23 protein-coding genes, 1 tRNA gene and 1 pseudogene are annotated in these 25404 nt (G+C 70.9%); 11 read left to right on the top strand and 14 right to left on the bottom strand.

The annotated features are described in order from the left end of the window. Nucleotides 1–110: 110 nt before the first annotated feature. From pcaB to ACQP0P_RS38900, 3 genes and pseudogenes are all read right to left on the bottom strand, one after another. Nucleotides 111–1316 (bottom strand): annotated as a pseudogene (gene pcaB / locus ACQP0P_RS38910) (3-carboxy-cis,cis-muconate cycloisomerase); the annotation flags it as partial. Nucleotides 1317–1440: 124 nt separating this feature from the next. Further along, entirely contained in the window at nt 1441–2205 is a 765-nt protein-coding gene (locus ACQP0P_RS38905) for a CoA-transferase subunit beta (RefSeq protein ID WP_433365469.1), read from the bottom strand. Beyond that, a complete protein-coding gene (locus ACQP0P_RS38900) occupies nt 2202–3002 on the bottom strand; it encodes a CoA transferase subunit A (RefSeq protein ID WP_433365466.1) in 801 nt (266 codons plus the stop codon). Before ACQP0P_RS38900 ends, ACQP0P_RS38905 begins: the two co-directional genes overlap by 4 nt. Before the next feature lie 206 nt (nt 3003–3208). Here ACQP0P_RS38900 and ACQP0P_RS38895 point away from each other — a divergent pair, with 206 nt between their 5' ends. Beyond that, nucleotides 3209–4447 carry a CynX/NimT family MFS transporter gene (locus ACQP0P_RS38895; protein ID WP_433365463.1) on the top strand — a complete coding sequence of 413 codons (1239 nt, stop codon included), beginning with the start codon at nt 3209–3211 and terminating at the stop codon, nt 4445–4447. 55 nt (nt 4448–4502) lie between these two features. Here ACQP0P_RS38895 and ACQP0P_RS38890 read toward each other — a convergent pair whose 3' ends face one another. From ACQP0P_RS38890 to ACQP0P_RS38875, 4 genes are read right to left on the bottom strand one after another with little or no spacing between them, the layout of a single operon-like run. Further along, nucleotides 4503–5096 carry a response regulator gene (locus ACQP0P_RS38890; protein WP_433365460.1) on the bottom strand — a complete coding sequence of 198 codons (594 nt, stop codon included), beginning with the start codon at nt 5094–5096 and terminating at the stop codon, nt 4503–4505. Next, the gene (locus tag ACQP0P_RS38885) at nt 5093–6229 is read right to left on the bottom strand and encodes a sensor histidine kinase (RefSeq protein WP_433365457.1); all 1137 of its coding nucleotides are present in this window, start codon (nt 6227–6229) and stop codon (nt 5093–5095) included. The genes ACQP0P_RS38890 and ACQP0P_RS38885 overlap by 4 nt, the downstream gene beginning before the upstream one ends. Then, the gene (locus ACQP0P_RS38880; protein WP_433365454.1) at nt 6226–6948 is read right to left on the bottom strand and encodes an ABC transporter permease; all 723 of its coding nucleotides are present in this window, start codon (nt 6946–6948) and stop codon (nt 6226–6228) included. Before ACQP0P_RS38880 ends, ACQP0P_RS38885 begins: the two co-directional genes overlap by 4 nt. Further along, the gene (locus ACQP0P_RS38875; protein ID WP_433365451.1) at nt 6945–7835 is read right to left on the bottom strand and encodes an ABC transporter ATP-binding protein; all 891 of its coding nucleotides are present in this window, start codon (nt 7833–7835) and stop codon (nt 6945–6947) included. Before ACQP0P_RS38875 ends, ACQP0P_RS38880 begins: the two co-directional genes overlap by 4 nt. A gap of 183 nt (nt 7836–8018) precedes the next feature. Here ACQP0P_RS38875 and ACQP0P_RS38870 point away from each other — a divergent pair, with 183 nt between their 5' ends. Together ACQP0P_RS38870 and ACQP0P_RS38865 are read left to right on the top strand one after the other, a co-directional pair. Next, nucleotides 8019–9116, top strand: a complete 1098-nt coding sequence (locus tag ACQP0P_RS38870; RefSeq protein ID WP_433365448.1) for a glycerophosphodiester phosphodiesterase — start codon at nt 8019–8021, stop codon at nt 9114–9116. A gap of 396 nt (nt 9117–9512) precedes the next feature. Then, nucleotides 9513–10529, top strand: coding sequence for an NAD-dependent epimerase/dehydratase family protein (locus ACQP0P_RS38865; RefSeq protein WP_433365445.1), 1017 nt, complete (start codon nt 9513–9515; stop codon nt 10527–10529). Here the strand turns inward: ACQP0P_RS38865 and ACQP0P_RS38860 are convergent. From ACQP0P_RS38860 to ACQP0P_RS38850, 3 genes are all read right to left on the bottom strand, one after another. After that, entirely contained in the window at nt 10526–11584 is a 1059-nt protein-coding gene (locus tag ACQP0P_RS38860) for a hypothetical protein (RefSeq protein ID WP_433365443.1), read from the bottom strand. The two genes, ACQP0P_RS38865 and ACQP0P_RS38860, sit on opposite strands and share 4 nt — an antisense overlap. Nucleotides 11585–11849: 265 nt before the next feature. Continuing rightward, nucleotides 11850–12368, bottom strand: coding sequence for a cysteine dioxygenase (locus ACQP0P_RS38855; RefSeq protein WP_433365440.1), 519 nt, complete (start codon nt 12366–12368; stop codon nt 11850–11852). A 103-nt stretch (nt 12369–12471) separates the two neighbouring features. Then, the gene (locus ACQP0P_RS38850; RefSeq protein WP_433365437.1) at nt 12472–13392 is read right to left on the bottom strand and encodes an amidohydrolase; all 921 of its coding nucleotides are present in this window, start codon (nt 13390–13392) and stop codon (nt 12472–12474) included. Between the two features lie 236 nt (nt 13393–13628). On the opposite strand from ACQP0P_RS38850, the gene ACQP0P_RS38845 reads away from it, so the two are divergent. Continuing rightward, a complete protein-coding gene (locus ACQP0P_RS38845) occupies nt 13629–14582 on the top strand; it encodes a LacI family DNA-binding transcriptional regulator (protein WP_433365434.1) in 954 nt (317 codons plus the stop codon). A gap of 11 nt (nt 14583–14593) precedes the next feature. Here the strand turns inward: ACQP0P_RS38845 and ACQP0P_RS38840 are convergent, their stop codons facing one another. Further along, complete coding sequence (locus ACQP0P_RS38840) at nt 14594–16015, bottom strand: aromatic amino acid lyase (RefSeq protein ID WP_433365431.1); 1422 nt, start codon at nt 16013–16015, stop codon at nt 14594–14596. Between the two features lie 4 nt (nt 16016–16019). Further along, nucleotides 16020–16400: a phage holin family protein gene (locus tag ACQP0P_RS38835; RefSeq protein ID WP_350962804.1), complete on the bottom strand. Its 381-nt coding sequence runs from the start codon at nt 16398–16400 to the stop codon at nt 16020–16022. Nucleotides 16401–17489: 1089 nt separating this feature from the next. Between ACQP0P_RS38835 and ACQP0P_RS38830 the strand changes: the two genes are divergently transcribed. The 7 genes from ACQP0P_RS38830 (at nt 17490) to ACQP0P_RS38800 (ending at nt 22872) form a co-directional block, all read left to right on the top strand. Next, complete coding sequence (locus ACQP0P_RS38830; RefSeq protein ID WP_433382310.1) at nt 17490–18494, top strand: NADP-dependent oxidoreductase; 1005 nt, start codon at nt 17490–17492, stop codon at nt 18492–18494. A 61-nt stretch (nt 18495–18555) separates the two neighbouring features. Further along, a complete protein-coding gene (locus ACQP0P_RS38825) occupies nt 18556–18840 on the top strand; it encodes a hypothetical protein (protein WP_355569441.1) in 285 nt (94 codons plus the stop codon). Nucleotides 18841–18900: 60 nt separating this feature from the next. Then, on the top strand, nt 18901–19296 hold the full coding sequence (locus ACQP0P_RS38820; protein WP_433365427.1) for an OsmC family protein: 396 nt from the start codon (nt 18901–18903) through the stop codon (nt 19294–19296). A 574-nt stretch (nt 19297–19870) separates the two neighbouring features. Beyond that, nucleotides 19871–19944 (top strand) — tRNA-Lys (locus ACQP0P_RS38815). Nucleotides 19945–20191: 247 nt separating this feature from the next. Beyond that, a complete protein-coding gene (locus tag ACQP0P_RS38810; RefSeq protein WP_433365424.1) occupies nt 20192–21202 on the top strand; it encodes a sigma-70 family RNA polymerase sigma factor in 1011 nt (336 codons plus the stop codon). A 111-nt stretch (nt 21203–21313) separates the two neighbouring features. After that, entirely contained in the window at nt 21314–21748 is a 435-nt protein-coding gene (locus ACQP0P_RS38805; protein WP_433365421.1) for a YybH family protein, read from the top strand. 266 nt (nt 21749–22014) lie between these two features. Beyond that, a complete protein-coding gene (locus ACQP0P_RS38800; protein WP_433365418.1) occupies nt 22015–22872 on the top strand; it encodes a 3-methyladenine DNA glycosylase in 858 nt (285 codons plus the stop codon). Nucleotides 22873–23012: 140 nt separating this feature from the next. Here ACQP0P_RS38800 and ACQP0P_RS38795 read toward each other — a convergent pair whose 3' ends face one another. Next, nucleotides 23013–23933 carry a sulfurtransferase gene (locus ACQP0P_RS38795; RefSeq protein WP_433365415.1) on the bottom strand — a complete coding sequence of 307 codons (921 nt, stop codon included), beginning with the start codon at nt 23931–23933 and terminating at the stop codon, nt 23013–23015. 408 nt (nt 23934–24341) lie between these two features. Then, a complete protein-coding gene (locus tag ACQP0P_RS38790; protein ID WP_433365412.1) occupies nt 24342–25352 on the bottom strand; it encodes a hypothetical protein in 1011 nt (336 codons plus the stop codon). Between the last annotated feature and the right edge of the window lie 52 nt (nt 25353–25404).

Raw genomic sequence — 25404 nt, 5'->3', positions numbered from 1 at the left:
TGATCTCCTCCTCGGTGAGCGGGTTCCGCGAGATTCCGGTGGGCGGCGAGCGCCCGGTCGACGAAGGTGGTGGCGGAGCCCAGGGCACCCGCCGGGTCGAGGGCCGCGTCGATCTCCTCGGCGGTCAGCGAGACGCCGGGGTCGGCGCGCAGGACCTCACGCAACGGCAGGCCCCCATCGCCGGCGCGGGCGCAGGCGGCGTCCACCAGCCGCCGGGCCTGCGGGGTGCCGCCGAGCCGGACGACCACCTGCTCGGCCATCAGCAGCCCCCGGGTCGCGTCGAGGTTGGCGCGCATCCTGGCGGTGTCCACGGTCAGGCCCTCCAGCACCTCGCGCAGCCAGCAGGCGGCGCTGCCGGTGAGCCGGAGCAGCTCACCCAGCGTCTCCCACTCGGCCTGCCATGGCCCGGCCGCGCGCTCGTGCTCGGCGACCATGCCACCGAGCACCGAGGCGACCAGCCCGGGGACGCGCTGGACGCAGGCGAGCACGGACATCGAACCCACCGGGTTCCGTTTGTGCGGCATCGCGCTGGATGTGCCCCGCCCGGGTCCGGTGGGTTCGGCGACCTCCGCCACCTCGGTCTGGGCCAGCAGCTTCACGTCGTTCGCGACCTTGCCGAGCGTTCCGGCCGCGGTGCCGAGCGCGCAGGCCAGCCGGGCGACCGGGGTCCGGTCGGTGTGCCAGGGAATGACCGGTTCGGCCAGCCCGAGCTCGGCCGCGAGCAGCGGCGGCACCTCGTGGCCCCGGTCGCCGAGGACCGACAGGGTGCCCGCCGCACCGCCGTACTGGGCCGGCAGCCGCAGCTCGGCCAGCTCGGTCCGCGAGCGGTCCAGCGCGCTCAGCCAGCCCGCCGCCTTGAGGCCGAACGTGACGGGTACGGCGTGCTGGCCGACCGTGCGCCCGGCCATGACGGTGTCGCGGTGCTCGGACGCCAGGCGCGCGCAGGCCCCGGCGCAGCCGGACAGGTCGGCCAGGACCGGGGCCAGGGCGCGGCGGGAGAGCAGCATCGCCGCGGTGTCGTTGATGTCCTGGCTGGTGGCGCCGTAGTGCACGAACCTCCGGAGCTCGGGGTCGACCCGCTCACGCAGGGCGGCCACCAGCCCGATGACGGGGTTGCCGGATCGCGCCGCCAGGCCACCCAGTTCCTCAAGATCGTAGAGCTCGGGACGGCAGGCCGCGGCCACCGCCGGGGGCACCTCGGCGGGGACCAGTCCGATCCCGGCCTGCGCGGTGGCCAGCGCGGACTCGACGTCCAGCATGGCGGCCAGCCACGCGAGGTCCGACACCTGCGCGGCGGCCCCGCCCCTGGCGAACATCCCGGAGAACAGCCCGGCGCCGGCGGGAGCGGTCATGGTCACCTCCGGATGGCTCGAACGTCGTTCAGGGCGGCCCGGGAGCGGGCGCCGCCCTGGAGAGGTGACCTACCCGGCGCCGCACCCTTCACGGCTTCCTGCCGGTGAGCTCGCGGAGGGCGGCGAGCTCCTCGGGGGTCGGGGGCGCGGTCTCACGGAGGCCGGGGGCGGTGGTCAGCTCCCAGCCGGTGGCGGCGCGGGCCTCGTCGAGGGTGACGCCGGGGTGCAGGTGGGTGAGGACCAGCTCGCAGGTCTTTGGATCGGGCTCCAGGATGCCCAGGTCGGTGATGACGGTACGGGGACCGCTGCCGCGCAGGCCGAGGCGCTCGCGGTCGCCCGGTCCCGAGCCGAAGCCCACGGAGGTCACGAAGTCCACCCGGTCGACGAACGTGCGGCGGCTCTGCCGCACGACCACCGTCACCTCGCGGCAGGAGGCGGCGATCTCGGGGGCCCCACCCGCTCCGGGCAGCCGGACCTTCGGGTCGTCGTAGCGGCCGATCACCGTCGTGTTGATGTTGGCGAACCGGTCGATCTGGGCGGCGCCCAGGAATCCGACGTCGATCCGGCCCGGCTGGAGCCAGTAGTTGAAGATCTCCGGCACGCTGACGACGGCGTCGGCGGTGTCGGCCAGCACGCCGTCCCCGATCGACAGGGGTGGCCGGTCGGGCTTGGCGCCGATGGTGCCGGACTCGTAGACGAGGACCAGGCCGGGGGCGTGCGTACGGCGGGCGAGGTTGGCGGCGACGCTGGGCAGGCCGATGCCGACGAAGCACGAGCCGCCGTCCCGCAGCCGCCGGGCCGCGGCCACGGTCATCATCTCGTCGGAGGTGTACGGGGAGGGGGCGGTCGTCAAAGCACGTGCTCTCTCATCCAGGCCGCGAAGGTCTCCCGGTCGCGGCTGATCTCGTCCCAGGCGAGGTAGAAGTCGTTGTCGCGGCTGGAGTACCCGGCGCTGTAGGAGGGGTGGGAGCCGCCGGGGACCTCGGAGACGTAGGTGATCGCCCAGCCGGGCAGCACGATCGCGCCGGGGTGCGGCTCCAGCTCGTCGACGACCTCCTCCACGGTGACCAGCGAGCGGCGGGCGGCCAGGACCGCCTCCTTCTGCACGCCGGTGATGCCCCAGAGCTGCACGTTGCCCCGCCGGTCGGCGCGCTGCGCGTGGATCACGGCGACGTCCGGGTTGATCGCGGGGACCGCGGTCAGCTCCTCGCCGGTGAACGGGCAGGTGATCGGCCTGATGTTGGCGGTCCTGCCGGGCAGGTCGGTGCCCCGGTAACCGCGCAGCACCGCGAAGGGCAGCCCGGAGGCCCCGGCGACGTAGGCGTTCGCGATGCCCGCGTGGCTGTGCTCCTCGATCTCCAGGGGGGCCGGCCAGTGGTTCTGCACCGCGTCGCGGAAGCGGTGCAGCGAGCCCACCCCGGGGTTGCCGCCCCAGGAGAAGACCAGCCTGCCGGCGCAGCCCATCCCGATCAGCTGGTCGTAGATCAGGTCGGGGGTCATCCTGATCAGGGTGAGATCGCGGCGTCCCTGCCTGATGATCTCGTGCCCGGCCGCGTGGGGGATGAGGTGGGTGAAGCCCTCCATCGCCACGCTGTCGCCGTCGTGCACGAGATCGGCCACCGCCTCGGCGAGCGAAACCACCGTGGCCATCGCGCCCCCTTCACGCATGTTCGATATGCGAACGAATGTTCTTTGAGTGAACATACTGACCCACCGTTCGGGTGGTCAAACCGATGGCCACCGTTATCGGTGAGCCACCGCGTTGCCGTGGCGGCTTCATCGGTGCGTGCCCGGCACGGGTGCCGGGCCCTGCCCCTCGAAGCGCTTCACCAAGCGGGCTGTGGGAAAGTGGGCCAATGGTCGAGCGGGGGGTCGGTGTGTCGCGGGTGTCGTGGGTGGTGCTCATCGCGGGCTTCGTGCTCGCCTCGCTCAACCTGCGGCCCGCGCTGGCGAGCGTCTCCCCGGTGCTGGACGAGATCATGGGCGACCTCGGGCTGAGCGCCGCCGGGGGAGGAGCGATCACCACGGTCATGGTGGTCTGCCTGGGCGTGCTGGGCCCGCTCGCCCCGTTGCTCGCCCGCCGTTTCGGCCTGGACCGCACGCTCATGGCCGGGCTGCTGATCCTGGCCGCCGGGGTGGCGCTGCGCAGCGCGGGAAGCGTCCCCGCGCTCTACGCGGGAGCGGCCGTCGCCGGCATGGCCATCGCCGTCATGAACGTCGCGATGCCCGGCGTGGTCAAGCAGCACTTCCCCTCGCGGGTCGGCCTGTTCACCGGGATCTACGTCTCCGGCCTGGTACTGGGCTCCGCCGCGGCGTCCGGGCTGATGATCCCGCTGGAGCGTGCCACCGGGTACGGCTGGCGCGAGGTGACCGCGATGACCGCGATCCCGGCGCTGGCCGCCGCGGTGCTCTGGCTGCCCCAGGCACTGCGCCGCCCCGCCCGCTCCGAGGTCGCGCCCAGACCGTTCGCAGCGCTGCTCCGCACCCGGGTGACCTGGTACGTCACCGTCTACATGGGCCTGCAGTCGCTGACCTTCTACGTCATGCTGGCCTGGCTGCCGACGATCTTCAAGGACGCGGGACTCCCCGCCGACCAGGCCGGATACCTGCTCGGCCTCACCAACCTGGCCCAGGTGGCGGCCACGTTCACGGTTCCGATCCTCGCCGGGCGCGCACGGTCGCAGGTGCCGTACGTCACCGCCGCGACCCTCCTCACGGTGGCCGGATACCTCGGTGTGCTGTTCGCCCCGGCCACCCTCCCGTGGCTCTGGATGATCGTCCTCGGGGTGGGGCAGGGCGCCTCGATCGCGCTGGCCCTGCTCATCATCGCGCTCCGCGCCCCCGACCCGGTCTCGGTGACCGCGCTCTCGGCCGTCGCCCAGTCCGTCGGGTATGTGCTGGCCGCGCTCGGGCCGCTCCTGGTCGGCGCGCTCCACCAGTTCTCCGGCGGCTGGACGCTGCCGCTGCTGGCCGGGCTCGGCGCCTGCGGACTGCAACTGGCGGCCGGGTTCCTGGCCGGGCGCCCGGTCCCACAGGCCGGTACGGGCGCCCCGCCGGGAACCCGGCCGGCCGAGGATTCCCCCTCCCTGGCCTGACCCATGAGCGGCTCAGCACATCGGCTCTCGGCGCAGAATGATCAGTGCGGCCGGGTCAGAGCCAGCCGCGGGACTCGGCCACGCGAGCGGCCTCGACGCGGTTGCGGGCCCCGGTCTTGCCGATGGCGGAGGACAGGTAGTTGCGGACGGTTCCCTCAGTGAGGAACAGCCTGCGGGCGATGTCCGCCACGGTGCTGCCGTCGGCGGCCACGCGCAGCACCTCGGCTTCTCGCTGGGTGAGCGGGCTGGTGCCCATGGTCAGAGCGCTCACCGCCAGCCTCGGGTCGATCACCCGTTCGCCGGTGATCACCCGGCGAATGGCGGCCGTCAGTTCGGTGACCGGGGCGTCTTTCACCACGAAACCGGCCACACCGGCCTTCAGCGCCCTGGTGAGGTAGCCGGGCCTGCCGAACGTGGTCACGATGATCACCCGGTGGCCGCGGAGGCGCTCGGCGACGTCCAGGCCCGATAGTCCAGGCATCTCGATGTCGAGCAGGACCACGTCGGGGTCGTGCTCCGCCACCGCGGATTCCACCAGGTCTCCGCGCCCGACCTCGGCCACCACCTCGATGCCGTCCTCGAGAGCGAGGAGCGCCGCCAGGCCACCCCTGACCAGGTCCTGGTCGTCGGCGATCAGCACGCGGATCATGACTCCTCCAGCGGGACGCGCACGCACAGCCGGTATCCCCTGCCGGGCAACGACCCTGTCTCCAGCCGTCCACCGGCCTCCGCGACCCGCTCGGCCAGCCCGGTGAGCCCGTGCCCCGCCCGCCCCGCGCCGGACCCGTCGCCCGGCGGAGTGCCGTCGTCACGGACCTCCAGGCCCGCGGCCGTGTCGTCCACGCTTAGGTCGATCCAGCAATGCCCGGCCCGGCTGTGGCGTAGCACGTTGGTCACCGCCTCTCGTACGGCCCAGGCCAGCAGGATCTCGGCGGAGGCGGGAATGGGCCCCTCGGCGGGGGAGACCTCCAGCTCGATCCCGGCGGCCCGCAGACCGCGGGCGGCCTTGTCGAGCTCCTCCGACAAGGCGGGGGTACGGTAGCCGGTGACCGCGCGCCGTACCTCGTCGAGGGCCTGGCGGGTGGCGTGCTCCACGTCGGCCATCTCGCGGGCGGCGCGGTCCGGGTCGGTACGGGCCAGCCGCGCCGCAAGCTGGCTCTTGATGATGATCGACGCGAGTGTGTGGCCGAGAATGTCATGCAGGTCCCGGGCGAACCGCAGCCGCTCGTTCTCGATGGCCATCTGCGCGACTTCGGCGCGGGCCGCCTCCAACCGCGCCACCAGCACCCCCATCTGCTTCAGGCTCTGCACCACCGCCGCCTGCACCGCGATGACGAGCGGCACCCACCAGATCCCGGCGAACGGTGCTCCCAGGACCCACAGGGCGATCACGTCCACGACCGCTGTCGCCACCACCGCCGCAGTGAACACGACCGGCCGCAACGAGGCCGCGAGAGCGGAGACGACCAACACGAAGCAGACGTACGCCCACGGCCGCCCCAAGACGGGGAGCAGGGCCAGTGTCGCGCCGAGCAACCCGGCCAGAGCCCACGGCCGCGGGGTGTCTCCCCGGCTGCTGAACATCCGCCACGTGATCATCAGCCAGCAGCCGGCCAACAGCGCCGCGCCCCCGAACGCCCATGCCACTCTTGGGATCCCCGGTTCCGCGTCGAGTAGCGACCAGAGCGGCCAGCACAGGATCAGCAGCCACGCGGCGGACCAGGCCCGCGTGGTGCGGGCCCGGCCGTGCTCAAGCTCCGGCAGCGTCGTCCTCACCGTCACAAAGCCCGACGGTAACGCCACATGCCCAGCGCGGCGAACAACAGGGTCCAGGCCACCAACACACCCACCCCGGTCCCGGTCGGCCACCGCCCGTCCAGCATCCGCCAGCCGAGTGATCCGGCCTGATAAGCGGGACTGTACTCGACCAGCGCACGCAGGCCCGCGGGCATGGCTTGCACCGGCAGCCAGAGGCCGCCCAGGACGGACAGCCCGAAGTAGACGCCCATCATGGCCAGGTTCGCCGCCTGCCCTCGGAGTGTGTAGCCGAACGCGATGCCCAGCGCGGCGAAGGGCATGACGCCCAGCCAGATCAACACCACCAGCGCCGGCCAGGTCCACAGGGACAGGCGCACCCCGCCCAGCACCGCGCCGGCGGCCAGCACGACGAAGATGCTCGGCAGCACTCCCGTCATCCCGCTGACCAACTTGGCCACCACGTAGCCGTGCGGCGGCAGCGGCGTCACCGCGAGCTGCCGCGACCAGCCCTTGCTCCGCTCCAGCGCGATGGCGCCCCCGATGAACAACGCGCCCCCCATCGCACCGTACGTGGCCATGGAGACCATGGAGAACGCGGCGAAGTCCGCGCGCTGTTCCTGCGGCACCACGGTGAGCACCTTGGTCCACAGCAGGTACAGCGCCAGCGGGAAGCCGGTCAGCAGGATCATCCCGGCCGGGTTGCGGAAAGCGCGCCGTATCTCGAGTCTCAGATACGACCTCATCGTCCCGCTCCTCCCGTCAGGCTGACGACGGCGTTCTCCAAATCGGTGCTCATGGTGCGTACATCCCTGAAGTCGTCGAACGTCGCGAACAGGGCGCGAAGCGTGGCGTCGGAGTCATCCGTGCGCAGTGTGACGGCACGCCCCTCGATCCGCACCTGGCGCACGCCCGGCAGCGTTTCGAGCCCGCTCACATCGGCGCCGTCGAAGACGAAACGCACCTCCATGCCGCCGACCAGGGATTTGATGGTGCTCACCGGCCCATCGGCGACGATCTTTCCGCCCGCGAGCAGGACGACCCGGTCGGCGTAGTCGTCGGCCTCGGCGAGGTAGTGGGTGGCGAAGACCACCGTGCGGCCCTCGGCCGTGCGAGCGCGTACCTCCTGCCACAGGGCGCGGCGGCTCTCGATGTCCAGCCCCACGGTGGGCTCGTCGAGCACGAGCAGCTTCGGGTCTCCGACCAGCGCCAGAGCGAACCGCACGCGCTGCTGCTGGCCGCCGGACAGCAGGCCGATGCGCCGGGTGGCGAGTTCGGCCACGTCCGCGGCTCGCATCGCCGCCTTGACGGGATGCGGGTGAGGGTACATTCCCGCGACTGTCGCGACCAGTTCCTCCACCCGCACGTCCTCCAGCAGCCCGGAGTCCTGCAGGAGCACGCCGACCTCGCCGGCGTGCAGCGCTTCCACGGGGGTGCGGCCGAAGACCCTGGCAGCTCCGGAACTGGGACCGAGGAGCCCGAGGGCGATCGACAACAACGTGGTCTTGCCTGCGCCGTTCGGCCCGAGAACGGCTACTGTCTCCCCTTCCCCGACACGCAGATCTACGTCGTCGAGCGCGACGGTGTCGCTGTAATGCTTGCTCACGGCCTTGAGTTCCACTGCTGTTCGCATGGCCACCACCCTGACCGACGACACGGAACCGGCTGAAGTGCCATAGGTCAGCGCGAACGATGTGACACATGTCAGCCCACGGCAGGGACCAGGCCGTTGGTTTTGTGACTCGCTGCCCTTGTAGCCGACTTCCTTTGCGAATCGTTGTTCCGGTGGTCATCCGGGCCTTCTACGGTCCTGAACATGATCCGTAGGTTTCGGGTCGTGGTGCCGGCGGCCCTCGTGGCCGGTACCGTCGCCTTCGTGTTGCCACAATCCGAACCCGCCATCGCCGAACCCCGGGTCCGCGAACCCATCGTCATCGGCCACCGGGGCGCCAGTGCGCACCGGCCCGAGCACACCCTGCTCTCGTACGAGGCCGCCATCGCGCTCGGCGCCGACTACATCGAGCCCGACCTGGTCGCGACCAGGGACCACGTGCTGGTCGCCAGGCACGAGAACGAGATCGGCGCCACCACGGACGTCGAGAACCACCCCGAGTTCGCGGACCGCCGCACCACCAAGACCGTCAACGGCAGGTCGATCACCGGCTGGTTCACCGAGGACTTCACGCTCGCCGAGCTGAAGACCCTCAGGGCCGAGGAGCGCATCCCCGACCTGCGCCCGGCCAACGCCGTCTTCAACGGCCTCGCGGAGATCCCCACCTTCGACGAGGTGGTCGAGCTGGCACGGCGGCACGGGGTCGGGGTCTACCCGGAGACCAAGAACCCGAGCTACTTCGACTCCATCGGTCTCTCCCTGGAGGGGCCGCTGCTGGAGGTGCTCGGCAGGCACGGCTGGAGCGGGAGCGGCGCCCCGGTCTTCATCCAGTCCTTCGAGACCGCCAACCTGCGCGAGCTGAGCAAGAAGACCAGGTTGCCGCTGATCCAGCTGATCACCGCCGGCGGCGCCCCGTACGACTGGATCGCGGCCGGAGACCCGCGCACCTACGACACCATGGTCACCCCCGCGGGGCTGCGTGAGGTGGCCGGTTACGCGGACGGCGTCGGCGTCGACACCCGGCGGATCGTGCCGGCGGGACCCGACGGCAGTCTCCTGCCGCCCACCACGCTCGTCCGGGACGCCCACCAGGCGGGACTGAAGGTGCACGCCTGGACGGTCAGGAACGAGAACTCACACCTTCCGCTGGACTTCCGGCTGGGCAACCCGGCCAGCCCGGCCTTTCACCGGGCCACCGGCGACGTGATGGGCTGGCTGGAGAGGCTCTACCGACTCGGCCTGGACGGCGTCTTCGCCGACGACCCGGGCATGGCCAGGGCGGTGCGGGCGCGGGTGTTCTGACCTGCTGGGTTCGGTGACCGTCCGGGTTCCGAGAGCCGTGCGGACTGGCACCGTCACACGGGGGTTTCGCGACGCGAGACCCCTGTGCTCTTTTCAGAACCGCGGTCAGTGTTTTTGTGTCATGGATTTCAGCGGTGGGTTGCGCCCACGGAGGTGGTATACGAGTTTCCCCAGTTAGTGGGCGTGGCACCAGCAGGATGACATAGAACCAGAGAAGACCTGTGCGACCTGCTGCTGGTCGCCCCGCGCCCACACGAAGGAAGCTCCGGCATTCGCGTTACGTGACAATAAGTTGGTGCCAGGCATCGCGCCGAGATTTTGCATCGCCCAGGCCTACGCACATGGTTCCCTTGGAACGGTCGACCAGAACGTCCTCGCTGGGTGATGATCGTGCCCATGAAGGTCTTGGTGCTGGGCGGAACACGCTTTGTGGGCAGGGTGTTCGTGGAACACGCCCTTGCCCGCGGCCACCAGGTCACGACGTTCAACCGCGGCCGGACGGGCCAAGACGTGCCCGGTACGGAGGCCGTCCGAGGAGACAGGGAGAACGCGACTCATCTCCGCGAGTTGGTCACCGGCCGTGAGTGGGACTGGGTCGTCGACACCAGCGGCTACGTGCCTAAAGTCGTCGGGGATGCGGCCCGCCTCCTGTCGGACCGGGCGGGCGCCTATGTCTTCTTCTCCACCGTCTCGGTCTATCCGGCCTGGCCTGCCGAGCCTGTCAGCGAGGAAAGTCCTGTCTACGAATGCGCACCGGATGCGTCAGGCACAGCCGAAGACGAGGCGACGTGGACGGCCGCGCAGTACGGGGCCTACAAGGCCGGTTGTGAGCGCGCGGTGGTGGACGCCTTCAACGGCCGGGTCACCGTCCTGCGCCCCGGAGTGATCCTCGGGCCACAGGAGAACGTGGGCCGGCTGACCTGGTGGCTACGGCGAATCGAGCGCGGCGGCCGGGTGCTCGCACCGGGAGATGCCACGAAGCCGATCCAGCCCGTCGACATCCGAGACCTGGCCGCGTTCACCCTCCAGTGCCTGGAGAAGAGGACGGCAGGGACCTTCAACGTGGTGGCGCCTCAAGGGCAGGCCACCTTCGGGCAGATGCTCGAAGCGTGCGTCGCTGAGACCGGGTCAGGTGCCGAGTTGACCTGGGTCGACGACGACTTCCTGATCGATCACCAGGTCAGGCAGTGGACCGAGATTCCGCTGTGGCGGACTCCCCCGGGCACCTGGTCCGTGAACACGACCAGGGCGGCACCCGCCGGGCTGACCTGCCGCCCGATCGATGACACGGTACGAGGCACCTACGGGTGGCTGTCCAAGAGCGGAGATCCTGCTGCCTACGACCGCCAAGCTCACCATGGGTTGTCCCAGGAGAAGGAGCGAGAACTCCTTGAGATCTGGGATCACCGCTAAAAAGACATCGGCGCTCGTGTGACGGTTTCGGCGGTGAATTCCTCGATCTTTCCCACCAAGGTGGTCGTCTCGCGAGACGGGATCGCAGCAAGTGACGTTCGGACCTGCCAGAGCCGCTTCACCAGCCCTTCAACCCGTTTGTCCGCTGGAAGCGTGAACATGGGGGACAGGGCGTCCGTTGCTCCGCTGACGTCATCAGAGAGCAGCCGGGCCGCTGCGAGATCGACGGAGGCGCTCGCTTCGGCGGCGTACCACCGCTCTTCGGCAGGCGCACGACGGTACAGAGTAAGCGCGTACTCACACTCATTCTCCGCATCCGGCGCCAACCCGGCGCTCAGATAAGCGGAACCCGCGCAGAAGGCCTGTCGCGCCTCGTTGAATCCGAACTCGCCACCCACACCGTCATGCAACTCCCCCTGAGGGCCGCGGGCATCCTGGGCGCCGCGAACTGCTTCGCGGACCCCCTCTACGTCGCCGAGCAGGGCGGACGCTCGCGCCGCGATGCTGAGCAGGCGGACCCGGGCGGTGCCGGTGGGGGCGAGAGCGAGGCCTCGTTCCACCAGCCGCAGTGCCTGCGCCGGACGATCCGCCCAGAACTCCACACAGGCCAGCAGACCGTCGGCCCACGCGGTCAGCTCGTTGTGGCTGATGACTTCACCGTAGACACGGGCCGCCCTGGCCTGCTCCGCCGCCGCGTGCGGGTAGCCGAGGTCGAAGCTCGCACTCCCCAGCAGCCCGCAGACCTGTCCGGCGACCAGATAGAGATCACGCTGCTGGCCGGGGTGGCGAGTGCGCTCGATGAGGCGGTACGTGCGGTTACGGATGCGCGTCAGCTCACCGAAAAGAGGAAGAGGCGCCGCATGTACATAGGTGCGGGCAAGGCGGGTGATGTCGTCGCTCAGCTGCTCCAGGGCATTGGAGCCGACGACGGCTGCCTCGGCTTCGGCGGCGTGGTCGCTGGACTCGTTGGCGGCACTCATGATCAGCTCCCGTTCAGGTGCGGGGACCGGGGTCTTCACGCCTGGGGAGTAGTCGGTGGCGAATCCGAGTTCCACCGGGCCGGTCTGGAAGAGGCGACACAGCAGGTCGAGGTAGTGAGCTTCCCCCCGTGGGTCCGCGTGAAATGAGGCGCCCTTCGGTACTCGTCGGGCGTCGATCTCCCTGCCCCTGCCTGGCCGGGGGCTGAGCACCACGACCCGGCTGGCGAGCAGCACCGTCTCCTCGATTTCCGGTGCCGAACCTGATCAAGTCTTTTTGATCAGGTTCGGCACCCGTCCAGGGCCGACTCCCCGCCGGATCTCCGTCCGGAGCCGTCCGTGCTCAGGCGACCTCGACCAGCTGCCCGGCGTCGTCCAGCGGGCGCAGCTCGTCGGCGTAGCTGACCGAGACGCGGCGCATCACGCCGCTGTCGCTGATCGAGTACTGGCCGAGGCGCCAGAGCGGCGGCGAGTAGGCGTGGATCGAGACGCTGCCGTGCACCGCGCCGTTCAGCCGGTGGATGTGGTCGGGGCCGAAGGAGAAGGACTCGCCCTCGGAGATCACGGTCTCCAGGTGCTCGCCGCCGATCCGGGGGTTGCACTCCAGAAGTGTCCCGGCCACCACCCGGACCGCGCCGGAGGAGGTGTCGTGGTCGTGCCAGCCGGTGTCGTCCTCGGGCCGCCAGCACAACAGCCAGATGTCGACGTGGGAGTCACGGTAGAGGGAGGCGTAGTGGCGGCCCCCCTCCTCGGGGAACTCGACCTGGTCCTCCCATCGGGAGGGGTCGGCGGCCAGCTCGTTGACCAGGTCGAGCAGCTCGCGCCGGTCGAGGGCGCGGGCGGGCAGGGCCTCGTAGCTCATCAGGACTCACCGCCGGAGTGGCGGTTCGCTCGCCTGACGATCTCGCCGTTCGGGGCCGCCTGCGCCGGGAGCGCACAGCTCCCGCGGCCCTGGGACTGGTTCACTAACGCGACTCCTTCCGGTTCAGCAGACGGTTGGGATTGGTGACCGCGATGGCGTGCCAGGCGGCGTCGCCGAGCCCCGGGTCCGGGGCGGCGGCATAGGGCTGGTCGGAACCGCTGACCACGACGTCGACGCCGAGCTCGCGGATGATCGCGTCGATGGCGCGCGGGCCGTAGGAGGAGGTCTCCAGGAAGATGCCGGGATCGACCTGCCCCCGGCCCTCCCCGCCGCGGTTGGCCAGGCGCTCGGAGTGCAGCGGGGCCAGCCCGGCGAGCAGCGAGAAGCAGACCCGCAGGCGGGGGTGGCGGGCCCGGCCGAAGGCGGCGAAGGCGTACCAGGCGGCGTGCATCTGCTGCACGTACGGCACGACGGCGGGCCACCAGCCGGGCACCCCGGCCCCCTCGGGTTCCTCGGCCTCGGGGGCGGGGCCGGGGCCGGGGCCGGGGTGCACGAAGAGCGGCAGGTCGCGCTCGGTGAGCGCGTCGAGCAGCGGGGCGACCCTGGCCAGGCCCGCGGCGTCGCGCACGGCGGTCGCGGGCAGCTGGAGCCCGGCGAACCCCCGGGTGTCGAGGTTTCCGGCGAGCCTGTCCGGGTCGATCTCGCTGAGACAGGTCGCCGCCCAGGCGCCGAACGGCGCGGGCAGGGCGAGGGCGTCCTCATGGTAGGCGTCGATGATCGGCCAGGCGTCCTCGGGCGGCAGCGACTCGATGCCGAGCGGGCTGGACAGCGACACCAGGGCCAGGGCGAGGTCCGAGTTCAGCGCGAGGCGCGCGGCGAGGTCGTGGTCCGCGGGGTTGACCTCGTAGGGGGGCTCGCCGTCCGTGTGGAGGGTCCAGCCGTCGAGACGGGGGGCGGCCGTGCGGTGCCTGAGCGCGTCGACGAACGCGGGCGTCCACAGATGCTGGTGAACGTCGACGGTCACAACCGGCCTCCTCCCAGGCTATCGAGATATTCCCTACCTAGAATATAGGTAACCGCTCTCACCATGCCACATCCAACAGTGACACGGTTCAGTGAACCGTTTCAGTGAACCGTTTCACCCCATCTTGTGTCAATACCTCCGGAAAGATGTGATCCGCTGTGGAGCGCGCTCCCGGAGGTCCTGAGGAATAGGCTGGTCCGATGCCCCAGCCTCGGAAACGAGCGACCATACGTGAGGTGGCGAAGGCCACCGGCCTGTCACCCGCCGCCGTCTCGTACGCGCTACGCGGCATGCAGGTCTCGGAGGAGACCATCGAGCGGGTGCGCCAGGCCGCGGCCGAGCTCGGCTACGAGGCCGATCCCATCGCCCGCGCGCTGGCCAGCGGCAGAACCGGCATGATCGGCCTGCTCTGCGGCTCGCTGGAGGATCTCTGGCAGCAGGCGCTGGCCGTCGGCATCGGCCGCGCGCTCAAGGACAACGACCGCTACGCCCTGATCCTGGACGCCGCCGGTGACCCCGCCAGGGAGCACACGCTCGCCAGGCAGCTCCGCGACCAGCGGGTGGACGCGCTGATCGTGCAGCCGGTCGACCCCGCGGCACCGCTCTGGGCCGAGCTGTGCGAGGGGCTGCCGGTGGTGTCGATCGGCGACGCGCTGGCCGGAGCGCGCGCCGCGGGCGAGGTCGTCTTCGACAACAGGGCCGGGGTGACCCTGGCCCTGGAACACCTGCGCGAGCGGGGGCACCGGCGCCTGGCCGTTCTCACCTCGACCAGGGCCAGCACCCCTGACAGGCCCGCCGACGTGCACGTCATGGCCGAGGCCGGGCGGCTGGGTCTGGACATCGAGCTGGTCACCGCCCCGCAGTCGCCGGCATCCGCCACCAGGGTCGCCGGCGAGATGCTCGACGCCGGGCACCGGGCGTTCTTCTGCTTCGCCGACTCGATCGCCTACGGCGTCTACGCGGCCTCGGCCGAACGGGGGCTGGTCATCCCGTCGGAGGTGTCGGTGATGGGCTACGACGACCACCCCATGTCGGGACTGCTCACCCCCGGCCTGACCACCGTCGACTGGGACATCGACGGCATCGTCCGCGCCGCCGTCCGGATGGTGGTGGCCGCCGCCGACGGCAACCCGCGCCGCCGCCGCATCGTCCAGGCCCCCCGGCTGCACGAGCGCGGCTCGGTCGGCTGACCGGCGGGGAGTCAGCGAACGGCGAGGCCGGGCAGGAGCCCGCGTGCCACGTCGAGGTCGGCGTCCAGCGGGCGGTCGTCCAGTGCGGGATCGAGGGGCAGGTCGCAGGGGACGCCGCGCAGGCGCAGGGTCCGTACGGAGGCCACCAGCTCGCAGGCCAGGACGATCTCCAGCGGCTCGACGGCGGCGAGCGCGGAGCGGGCCGCCTGCGGGGTGAAGCTCGCGTGGTCCTCGGTCCCCAGGGAGAGCACGGCGCCGCCCAGGGTGACGGGGGCGGCCAGATGGCGCAGCTCGGCCAGGGCGGAGTGCGCGACGTATTCGAGGATCATCACCCCGGAGCCGCCGGGGCGCTCGGCGAGGAAGGGGAGCAGCCCCGTGTGGGCCGGATCGTTCAGGGTGGCGAGCCTGGCGGCGCTCACCGCCGCGGTCTGCACGAGCGCGGCCCGCAGCGCGTCAAGGGCGAGCGCGACCCGCGCCGAGTGGAAGTTGCCGTTGTGCCAGGCCCGGCCGTCGGCGATCAACGGGTTCTCCGGGGCCGCGTTCATCTCCTCGGCGACGGTCCGCTCCGCGTGGCGAAGAGCGTCGAGTGCGGCCCCGTGGATCTGCGGGAAGGCACGGTAGCCGTACGGGTCCTGCACGCGGCGCGGGCTGGTGGCGCCGACCAGGTCGCGCAGCTCGGCCGCGACCGAGGTCTGCTCGGGGCCGCGCTGCACGACGGGGGAGAGTGGTTCCAGTGAGGCCTCGACGGCCAGGAAGGAGCGGGCCGCGACCGCGGTGGCGGCGGCCAGCAGGACTCCCAGGCGATGGCAGGCCAGTGCCGCGTCCGCCAGGGTCGCCGCGCCCGAGCTGATGAACGGCAGCGCGTCACCGGCGGCGAGCGCGAACCGGGGTACGGGCTCATCGGCCCGCGTTCCGGCGGGGGGCCCGGCCTGTGCGCTCTCGGCCTGTGCGCCCTCGGTCCGTGTGCTCCTGGCGGGAGGTCTCCAGGCAAGCTCGCCCACCAGGCAGAGCGCGGTGGTGGCCAGGGCGGTGAGGTCGCCGGTGCCGATGGCGCCGTAGGTGCGGATCGGCGGGGTCAGGCCCCGGTTGACGGCGGCGGCGAGTACCGGCAGGAGTGCGGGGTCGACCCCCGAGCCGCCGGCGAGCAACTGGTTGAGGCGGACGACGAGGGTGGCGCGGGCGCGGAACTCCTCGATCCGCGGTCCCGCGCCGCCCGCGTGGCTGCGGAGCAGGTCGAGACCGGCGGCCTCGGTCTCCACGTCCTTGTTGGCGCCCACCCCGGTGGTCCGGCCGTACACCGGCCCTTCGAGCAGGGTGGCCGTCCGCCACGCCGCCCGCGCGCGGGCCGTGGAGCCCAGCGCGACCCCGGAGCCGTGAGCCGCCCGATCGACCTGCTCGCAGGTCAGGTGGGCGCCGTCAAGGAGGACGACCATCGGCTCAGTCGCCGACGATCGCGTCGAGGATCAGGTCGAGGATCCAGCTGACCAGACCGATGACGATCGCGCCCCAGAACGCGGGCCAGAAGCCCTCCACGTGGAAGGGCAGGCTGAGCTCCTTGGCGATCCAGCTGGTCAGCAGGAGCAGTCCGGCGTTGACGACCAGGGCGAACAGGCCCAGCGTGAGGATGTAGAAGGCGCAGCCGAGCGTCTTGATGATGGGCTTGAGAACGGTGTTGACGATCCCGAACACCAGGGCGACGGCGAGGAGCGTGCCGATCTCCTTGACGGGGGTCTGCGCGGACACCGTGATGCCGTCCACGAGCCGGGTCGCCGCCCACAGGGCGGCGGCCACCACCAGTATTTTGATGATTATCTTCACGGTTGGGCATCCTCGCATGGCTGGTCGGGCGGGCGGCAGATCTGCAGCCCGAAGCGGATATATACGGACACTAGACACTTTGCTGGTCGGCTGAGCGCCTGCTGATCCGATCGATACCGAGCGCCACGGGCACGGCGGTCATGACGACCGGGGCGGCGGATCGCGTCCCGGCTTCCGTGCAAAGTTTCGCATCCATGACCAGATGCGGTCACGAAAGTGGCGAGATCTTGTCAGGTTCGTCGCCGTCTCGCGAGGAGGACCGCTACCGGATGGGAAAGTCCCAGATGAGAAGCGCGAATCGCCGAGGGGGCCATCATGTCGGACGACCGACCATCCAGCGGCCGATCAGGAGATCAGTCCGCCGGAGGCGGGACGGAACCCGGAAGCCGGCCCGTCCCCAAGCCGGGTCCGAGGCCCGGTCCCGCCCCTAAGCCCGGTCCCGCCCCTAAGCCCGGCCCTGCTCCCAAGCCCGGCCCTGCTCCCAAGCCTGGCCCCGGGGCCGGTCCCGGTTCGGCTTCCAAGCCCGGCCCTGGCTCCCAGCCTGGCCCCGGGGCCGACCCGGGTTCGGTTCCCAAGCCCGGCCCTGTTCCCAAGCCTGGCCCCGGGGCCGGTCCCGGTTCGGCTTCCAAGCCCGGCCCTGGCTCCCAGCCTGGCCCCGGGGCCGACCCGGGTTCGGTTCCTAAGCCCGGCCCTGTCCCCAAGCCTGGCCCCGGGGCCGGTCCCGGTTCGGCTTCCAAGCCCGGCCCTGGCTCCCAGCCTGGCCCCGGGGCCGACCCGGGTTCGGTTCCCAAGCCCGGCCCTGTCCCCAAGCCTGGCCCCGGGGCCGGCCCCGGTTCGGCTCCCAAACCCGGCCCCGGTCCCGTCCCCAAACCCGGCCCCGGTCCCGTCCCCAAGCCCGGTCCCGTCCCCAAGTCAGGCCCCAAGCCCGGCCCCGCCCCCGCCCCCGGAGCCGGGACCGGGGACGGATCCGGAGCCGTGTCGGAAACGGGAGCCGGGACGAGGACCGGGGGTGGCGCCGGCGCCGGGAGGACCGCCGCGACCGGGGCCGCCGCCGTGAACGGGACGTCGGCGCGTGCCGCCGGCCGTACGGTGTCGCGGGAGATCCGGCTGGCGTCGCGCCCCTCGGGCTGGCCGGTCCCGGAGAACTTCGAGCTGGCCGAGGTCGAGTCGCCCCCTCCAGGGGAGGGGGAGATCGGTGTCCGCAACCTCTTCATGAGCGTCGACCCGTACATGCGGGGACGGATGAACGACGCCGAGTCCTACACCCCACCCTTCCGGATCGGTGCCCCCCTCGACGGCGGGGCCGTCGGCGAGGTCGTCGTGTCGCGCTCGCCGGACCTCGCTCCCGGCGACATCGTCACCCACGGGTACGGCTGGCGCGAGTACGCCGTGCTCGACGCGGGGCAGGCCCGCAAGGTCGAGGAGGTCCCGGGTGTCCCGCTCTCCGCCTACCTCGGGGCGCTGGGCATGACCGGCCTCACCGCGTACGTGGGCCTGCTCGACATCGCGCACTTCAAGGAGGGCGAGGCGGTGTTCGTGTCCGGCGCGGCCGGGTCCGTGGGCAGCCTGGCCGGGCAGATCGCCCGGCTGAGGGGCGCCTCGCGCGTGGTGGGCAGCGTCGGGTCGCCGGAGAAGGTCGCGTACCTGATCCGCGATCTCGGCTTCGACGCCGCCTTCAACTACCGCGACGGCCGGATCGGTGAGCAGCTCGCCGAGGCGGCCCCCGGCGGGATCGACGTCTACTTCGACAACGTCGGCGGTGACCACCTGCAGGCGGCCATCGACGAGCTGAGGCCGTACGGCAGGGTCGCGATGTGCGGCGCGATCTCGGTCTACAACGCCACCGAGCCGGTACCGGGCCCGAACAACCTCTTCCTGGCCGTGGGGAAGCGGCTCACCCTGCGCGGATTCATCGTCTCCGACCACCAGGCGCGGCTGCCCGACATGGTCGCCGAGGTCGGCGCCTGGCTTCGCGAGGGCAGGCTCGTCTCGATGGAGACCGTCGTCGACGGCCTGGAGAACGCCCCGCGGGCGTTCATCGACATGCTCCACGGCGCCAACACCGGAAAAATGCTGGTCAGGCTGGTGCGCTGACTGCGCGTACCGCCGATTGCGCATGATGGTCACAATCTCGGGGCAGAAGGGGCGTGAGGGGGTGGGTCTGTTGGAAACGGATGAGCTTGAGTCGCTATCGGCCCAGGAACTGCATGATCGCGCGGTCCACTACGCCGTGCATCACGGAGATCTCGGCTTTCTGTGGGAGTTGCTCTCCTTGATCCCGGCGGCGGAGGCGTCGTCGGGGCACGAGGACGAGACGACCAACGACCTCAGCCGGATCTCGGCCCTGCTCAGTGACGCCATGGTCTCGGGTCATGGGGAGCTGGGTGACGCACTGCGCCCGTTCTACATCGAATACCTGTCCAAACATCCCGATGCCTAAGGCGGTCCTCCTCCCTCTGTAGGGTGATCCGCAGATCGAGGAAGGCAGGGGAGGAGCGTCATGGCGCAGGTGAGGGTGGAGCGGACCGAGGACGGGTTCGTGGCACGCAACGACCGCGGAGCCGAGGTCGCCATGGGCAGTGGCGACGAGCAGGGGACTTTCACCCCGGTCGAACTGCTGCTCGCGGCGCTCGGCGGCTGCAACATCGTCACCGTGGAGCCGCTGACGGCCCAGCGCGGCCACCGCATGGTCCGCCTGGCGATGACCGTTCAGGCGGAGAAGATCGAGGCGAGCAGGCTGGGGCCGATCACCATCAGCTACGACGTGGAGCTGCCCGAGGGCGACGAGAAGGCCGCCGAGGTGCTCCGCGCGGTGGCCCACCGTGTCGAGGAGAAGTACTGCACGGTGAGCCGGGCACTGCGGGAGGAGACCAAAGTGGGCCTCGAACTCCCCTGACCCAGGCACGAGGTGGCCGATCGGCTCCCGGTCCGAGTCCGAAGCAGACCGATCTACCTCCGGGAAGCCGGATTTTCGGGTATCCGGCGGGGGTGACGGAGGCTTCGGTGATACCGGGTCAAGGTTGGGTGTAGGCGCAAAATCAACCTTTGGATGACGCGCCCGTTACATTTAGCCAGGTAGTGTTATTGCAGGTCAAGGGGTCTGCGAAGCCCGGGGGGAGCGTTGCAGAGACTTTTCACCGGAAAAAGGACGCGAGGGGGATCGCGTTCCTGAGCGGAGCCGCCGGAGTCTTGGGGGAGACGATGGCAAAGCCCGCGAGGAGATCGGGGTCGGACAGTTGGGGGACTGTCCGGCCCCGAGTCTATTTCGGAACAGGACGGCCGCCGGAGTCTTGAGGGAGACGATGGCAGAGCCCGCGAGAAGATCGGGGTCGGACAGGGACTGTCCGGCCCCGAGTCCGTGTACAGGGCCGGACAGCCGGGAATGGCCCGAGCCTGTCGCGGGGAGCCGGGCGGCGGTCAACCGAGGTGCGGTCGCGCCGGAGCTGCTGCTAGAGTTACCCCCGTTGCAAGCGCCGCTAGCTCAGTTGGTTAGAGCAGCTGACTCTTAATCAGCGGGTCCGGGGTTCGAGTCCCTGGCGGCGCACTTGCAAGAAGCCCAGGTCGGCACTGTCGGCCTGGGTTTTCTTCGTTTGGCGGCCAACCCGACGAGGGGCCCTCCAGTCAGAATGATCATGATGGCGTATCGAGCCGCCGGTGGCGGAGATTCATTGCGGCTGAGCCGCCCGGAGTTCTTACCCGCCACGGATGGAGTCGCTTCCGGCCCCGATCACACCACTTCGCCCTGGCCTTCAGGCCATAGCCTGGCGCCAGGGCGGGGGTGATCGGTGCGGATGAGTCAAGACCGGATGGACAGGTCCACCACGGCGGAACTCCTGGTCGCGGCCCAGGCCGGTGACGGCGACGCCTTCGGACGTCTGGTCGGACCGCTGCGGGATCAGCTGCACGCGCACTGTTACCTGATGCTGGGGTCCGTCCATGACGCCGAGGACGCCGTACAGGAGACCCTGGTCCGGGCTTGGAGCAGCCTGGAGCGGTTCGAGGACCGGGGGTCGATCCGGCCGTGGTTGTACCGGATCGCGACCAACAGGTGCCTGACCCTGATCGAGCGCAGGGGGCGCCGCGAGCTTCCCACCGACCTGAGCCCGGAAGGCGCGCCGTCGGCCGAGGCGATGTGGCTCGAACCCTACCCCGACCACCGGCTGAGCTGGACGGCGGAGCTGAGCCCGGAGGCTCGCGTGGTGGTTCTGGAGAGCGTGGAGCTCGCGTTCGTCGCCTCGCTGCAGCACCTGTCGGCCCTGCAGCGAGCTGTCCTGCTGCTGCGCGACGTCCTCGGGTTCGCGGCCCGCGAGGTCGCCGACCTGCTGGACACCACGGTCGTGGCGGTCAACAGCGCGCTGCAACGGGCCAGAAAGGTCCTCGACGGCCTGCTTCCGGCGGCCACCCAGCGGGCAACCCTGGACGCGATGGGCGAGGCGGCGCGGCGGGAGGTGGCCCGGAGGTACGCGGCCGCGTGGGAGGCCGGGGACATCGAGGCCGTCGTGGCGATGCTGACGGACGACGCGAGGTACTCGATGCCACCGTTGACGGCCTGGTACGAGGGCCACGACGGCATCCGGGCGTTCCTGACGGAGGTGATGTCGGACCGGCGGTGGCGCTTCCTGCCGACGCGGGCGAACGGGCAGCTCGCGTTCGGCACCTACCTGTGGGACGAGGACAGGGGCGTCCACGTCGCGGCGGGCCTGGACCTGCTCGTCCTGAACGGTACGAGGGTCGCCGAGGTGGTCGCCTTCCTGGACGCGGAGTTTGCGGTGTTCGGCCTCCCGGCGGAGCTGCCCGGCTGACTGGTTTCAGCCGATTGGCTGAGGGCGATCCGGCGGCGCGCGATGACTTTCCGGGGCGGCGCGGGTTGTAGTCCTGACGGGATCACCAACCGGAAAGGACCGGGCCGAAGAATGCCTGCTGACGAGGAACAGATCCGGATTCTGGTCGAGAACTGGGCCGAGGCGGTCCACCGGGGCGACATGAGCGGCGTCCTCGCGGACCACTCTGAGGACATCGTGATGTTCGACGTGCCGCCACCGTACGAGGGGGTACGCGGTATCGACGCCTACCGCGAGTCGTGGCCGCCCTTCTTCGACTGGCAGAGACAGGGAGCCCTGTTCCAGATCGACTCGCTGGACGTCACCGCCGGTGACGACATCGCCTACGCGCACGCCCTGCTGCGCTGCGGAACGCGGGAGAATCTCGCCGACCGGCCTGAGAACCGCCTGAGGCTCACGCTCGGCCTGCGTAAGGAGCACGGCCGCTGGATCGTCGCCCACGAACATCACTCGTTCCCCGACGTCGGTACGGACACCGGCGAGGCGAGGGCCGACCCGCGCCCGTAACGGGGCCGTCGGCGGCGGCCTGTCGCGGGCGAGGCCACGGCGGCTCTCGCCCGCGACAGGTCGGATTCGAGGCCGCATCAGGTCAGGAGGCGGGCGGCTCCGGGCCGTGCGGGCTGCGACGGTCCATCCGGTACGAGTGACCTGTGGGAGTCAGGCGCCGGTTCCGGGGCGAGAGCGGCAGACCCCGCCAAACCATGATCTACGATTGTAAGGAGAGAAGAGTCTCCGTTTACCACTTACCGGCCGGCGCTTCCTACCATGCTGGGGTGGAAGTGCTGAGCGAGCGGGAGTGGCGGGGCCGGGCCTCGGCGCATCGGGACCGGGTCGGAGCCTGGGTCGAGCCGCATCTGCGCCGCGGTCGGGAGCAGGTCGCCCACCCGGTCGAGGACTTCCTGTTCACCTACTACAGCTTCCGGCCCGGGCGCCTGCTGCGATGGCATCCGGGGGCCGAGGTGATCCTGGCGGGGGCGAGTTCCTTCGGGCCGAACTACCGCGACCGCGCGGAAGGCGCCGTACTGGACCTTGAGCTGGTCCTGCCGCAGCGCGCGGCCGCGATCGGCTGGACGAGAGAACTGCTGGCCGCCACCGCGAGCCGTCCGCCCTATCTGGGCTGCTTCGGGATGCACGAGTGGGCGATGGTCTACCGGACGCAGGAGGCGGAGATCCGGCACTCCTCCTTCCCGCTCCGGCTCTCCTCCGAGCGGATCGAGGAGATCGTCGACCAGCGCGGAGTGCGGTGCGGCCACTTCGACGCGTTCCGTTTCTTCACGCCCCCGGCCCGCCCGCTCAACGTGATCCAGCCGACCCGTGAACGCCAGCGGGAGCTGGAGCAGCCGGGCTGCCTGCACGCCAACATGGACCTTTACAAGTGGGCCTACAAGCTGTCGCCGCTGATCGGCAGCGAGCTGGTCGCCGACTGCTTCGCGCTCGCCCGCGACATCAGGACCGTGGACATGCGGGCCAGCCCGTACGACCTGGGCACCCTGGGTTACCGGCCGATCCAGGTGGAGACCGCCGAAGGCCGCGCCGAGTACGTGGCCGCCCAGCGCGTCTTCACCGAACGCTCCGCCCCGCTCCGCAGGCGCCTGCTACAGGAGTGCGACCGCCTACTGGCCCTGGCCTGAGGGGCCTCCGTGCGTGGTTGTGCGGGTGGGACATGCGAGTTCGATGTGACGGATGACCGCCGGGCGCCGTTTGGCCTCACTGTCCAGTGGGGGTTCGGGGTGGACGCAGACGGTCTCCACAGTGGCCGGAGACCCGGGCGTCAACGATGTCCGGCAGTTTCAGATCCTGGCGCCTCGTCGGTGTCTTCTCGGCCTGTGGGTGCGGCGGTGGGAGGTTGTGCCGTCTGGGAGTGGCCGAGGCGGCACGCTGTCGCGGGTACCAGGGGCCGGCCGCTGGAGGTCCATTCCGTGATCGAGCCGTCGTACACCCGTACCCCGGTGATGCCGGCTGCGCGCAGCGCGAGCCACACGGCCGGGGCGGAGATCGCCGCACCGCAGTACGCGATGGCCGGCGTGTCGGCGGCGATCCCGGCCACGGTGGCCACCGCTCTGATCCGGGAGGGGGGAAGGTGCAGCCCCAAGGAGTCGACGAGCACACGCATCGGCAGCCTCGTCGCGCCCGGGATGAGCTGAGGCTCCTCCGCCCAACTGGAGTCGCGGCGGCAGTCGAGGATGGGCAGGCCGGCCGCCTGGTGGGCGAGTACATCCTCCAGGCCGGCGATGGCGGAGCCGGTCCGGCTCAGGAGCGGCGGGCGGGTCACGCCGGGCCGCGAGGAGATCGGCCCGGTCTCCACGGGCCCGCACGACCGCAGCCAGGCGGGCCACCCGCCGTCGAGGCGGAAGGCCCGCTTGAAGCCGTGGGCGCGCATCAGCCATACCAGCCGCGCCGCGGTGAACTGGTGGTTGTCGTCGTAGGCGACCACGATGCTGTCGGCGCCGACGCCGAGATCGGTGAGCGCAGCGGCGAGCGTCGCGGGATCGGCGGCCCGGCCCGGTGGCTGCGGGCCGGGTGCCTGGGTGGCGTCGAACCCGAGATGGACGGCGCCGGGTACGCGAGAGCGGCGGTACAGGTTCCGTCCAGCCGGACCGTCGCCCACGGGCCAGCGCGTGTCGAGGATCCGGACCGACGGCGCGCCGAGCAGTCCGGCCAGCTCATCGCAGGAGACGAGCAACTTCTCCACGCTCCCCCTCCCGGTGGCCCCGGCCTTGGTCGCGCCCCCGTCGTGGCCCGGACCGATCCCCAAGGCCAGGACACGCCCTCAAAGTGATCTGGTACTCCAGTGACATATCGCGATCTTCGCGGTTGAGGCCACATGAAGGCGGCCACCGCGCGATCATTCGGAGTTCGTGAAGGCAACCAAGATCATGTGATGGCCGCAGAGTACAGCGTAGACCTTGACGCCTGGCGCGTCATGTTCGAAGCCGACGACCACGGCATCCCGCCGACCGTGCCGGAGGTCCGCCGGCCGTACTCGTCGTTGGGCCGGTCCGAGGTATCCAGGAGGTGCTGCGTTCGGCGATGCCACTACCAGCGCAGAGCCCGACCCTGATCTCGGCATGTCACTGCAGTCCGGGGAGGGCGGTCGCGGCTACCGGGGGTGCCGGGGGAACAACCCGCAGAGACGTTCGATGCCGAGGCCGCCGATGAGCAGGCGTTCCTTGGCGTCGCTGAGGAGGTCGGCGGTCCAGGTGGTGAATCCGCCGTCGCCGAGGCTGTGGTCGTCTCCGGTGGGGGTGGTGGCGCGGATCTCGAAGCAGGCGCCGCTGTAGTAGCCGCGGCCGCTCACCCGGTCGTCGTCGAAGGTGAACGTGGTGCCGGGATGTGCCGGCGCGAGCCGGTTCAGGACGTGTTCGTGCAGGGCCTGGCGATGCCGTCCCTCGGTCAGGTCGGTGAGGAGCACCCGTACGGCGGAGATCTGGTAGCCGAGTTCGCGGGCACCGCGCAGGACGTCGAGGTGGACGCCGATCTGCTCGGCCAGCGCCGCCGTCTCGAAGGTGAACGACCCCTCGGCGCGACCGGCGGTGCACAGCGCCAGCAGCGCGAAGTGCGCGGACATGCCAGGCCCGGCGAAGACCTGGGCGCGCACCACCCGGTGGACGGCGGCGAGCCGGACCCGTTGGCGCGACCGAGGGTCGGCCCGCAGCGACTCCCGGCGACGTACCGCGCATTCCAGGGCCAGGACGTTGGTGGCGTCCGCGACGACCTCGGTGTTGCGGACGGTGGTGACCACCTTGTGCTGGTCCACGGTCGCCACCGCGGAGTTGGTACCCAGCGGGCAGAGTGGTGACAGCGCCAGCCCGGTGAAACCATGCCGGGCCAGCCGTCCGTGCACGAGCGCGTCCAGGCGGGCCAGCTCGCCCGCGTCCAGCGCCGACGGTGCGGTGAAACGGTTGCGCTCGTAGGCCCGCAGCAGGCCACCCGGTGTCACGGCGGCGGCGCGGCGGCGGTAGACCTCCAGGAGCAGGGTCTGCAGGTCGGTCGGCGAGAGCCGTTCGACCAGGGCGCTCAGCAACCCGGGGGTGGCACCCTCGCGCAGGATCCGGTCGAGCCAGGGGCCGGACGCCGACCGGTCCACACTCTGTCCGGACAGATCGTTCATCACCCCATCGTGCTGGACGGCAGGGCACGGCCGCACCAGGTTTATCCGTCAC

Source organism: Streptosporangium sp. CA-115845, assembly GCF_050943795.1.
In the GTDB taxonomy this organism is placed as follows: domain Bacteria; phylum Actinomycetota; class Actinomycetes; order Streptosporangiales; family Streptosporangiaceae; genus Streptosporangium.
Note: the sequence above shows the minus strand (reverse complement) of the source record. Positions and strands in the feature narration are given on the sequence as shown.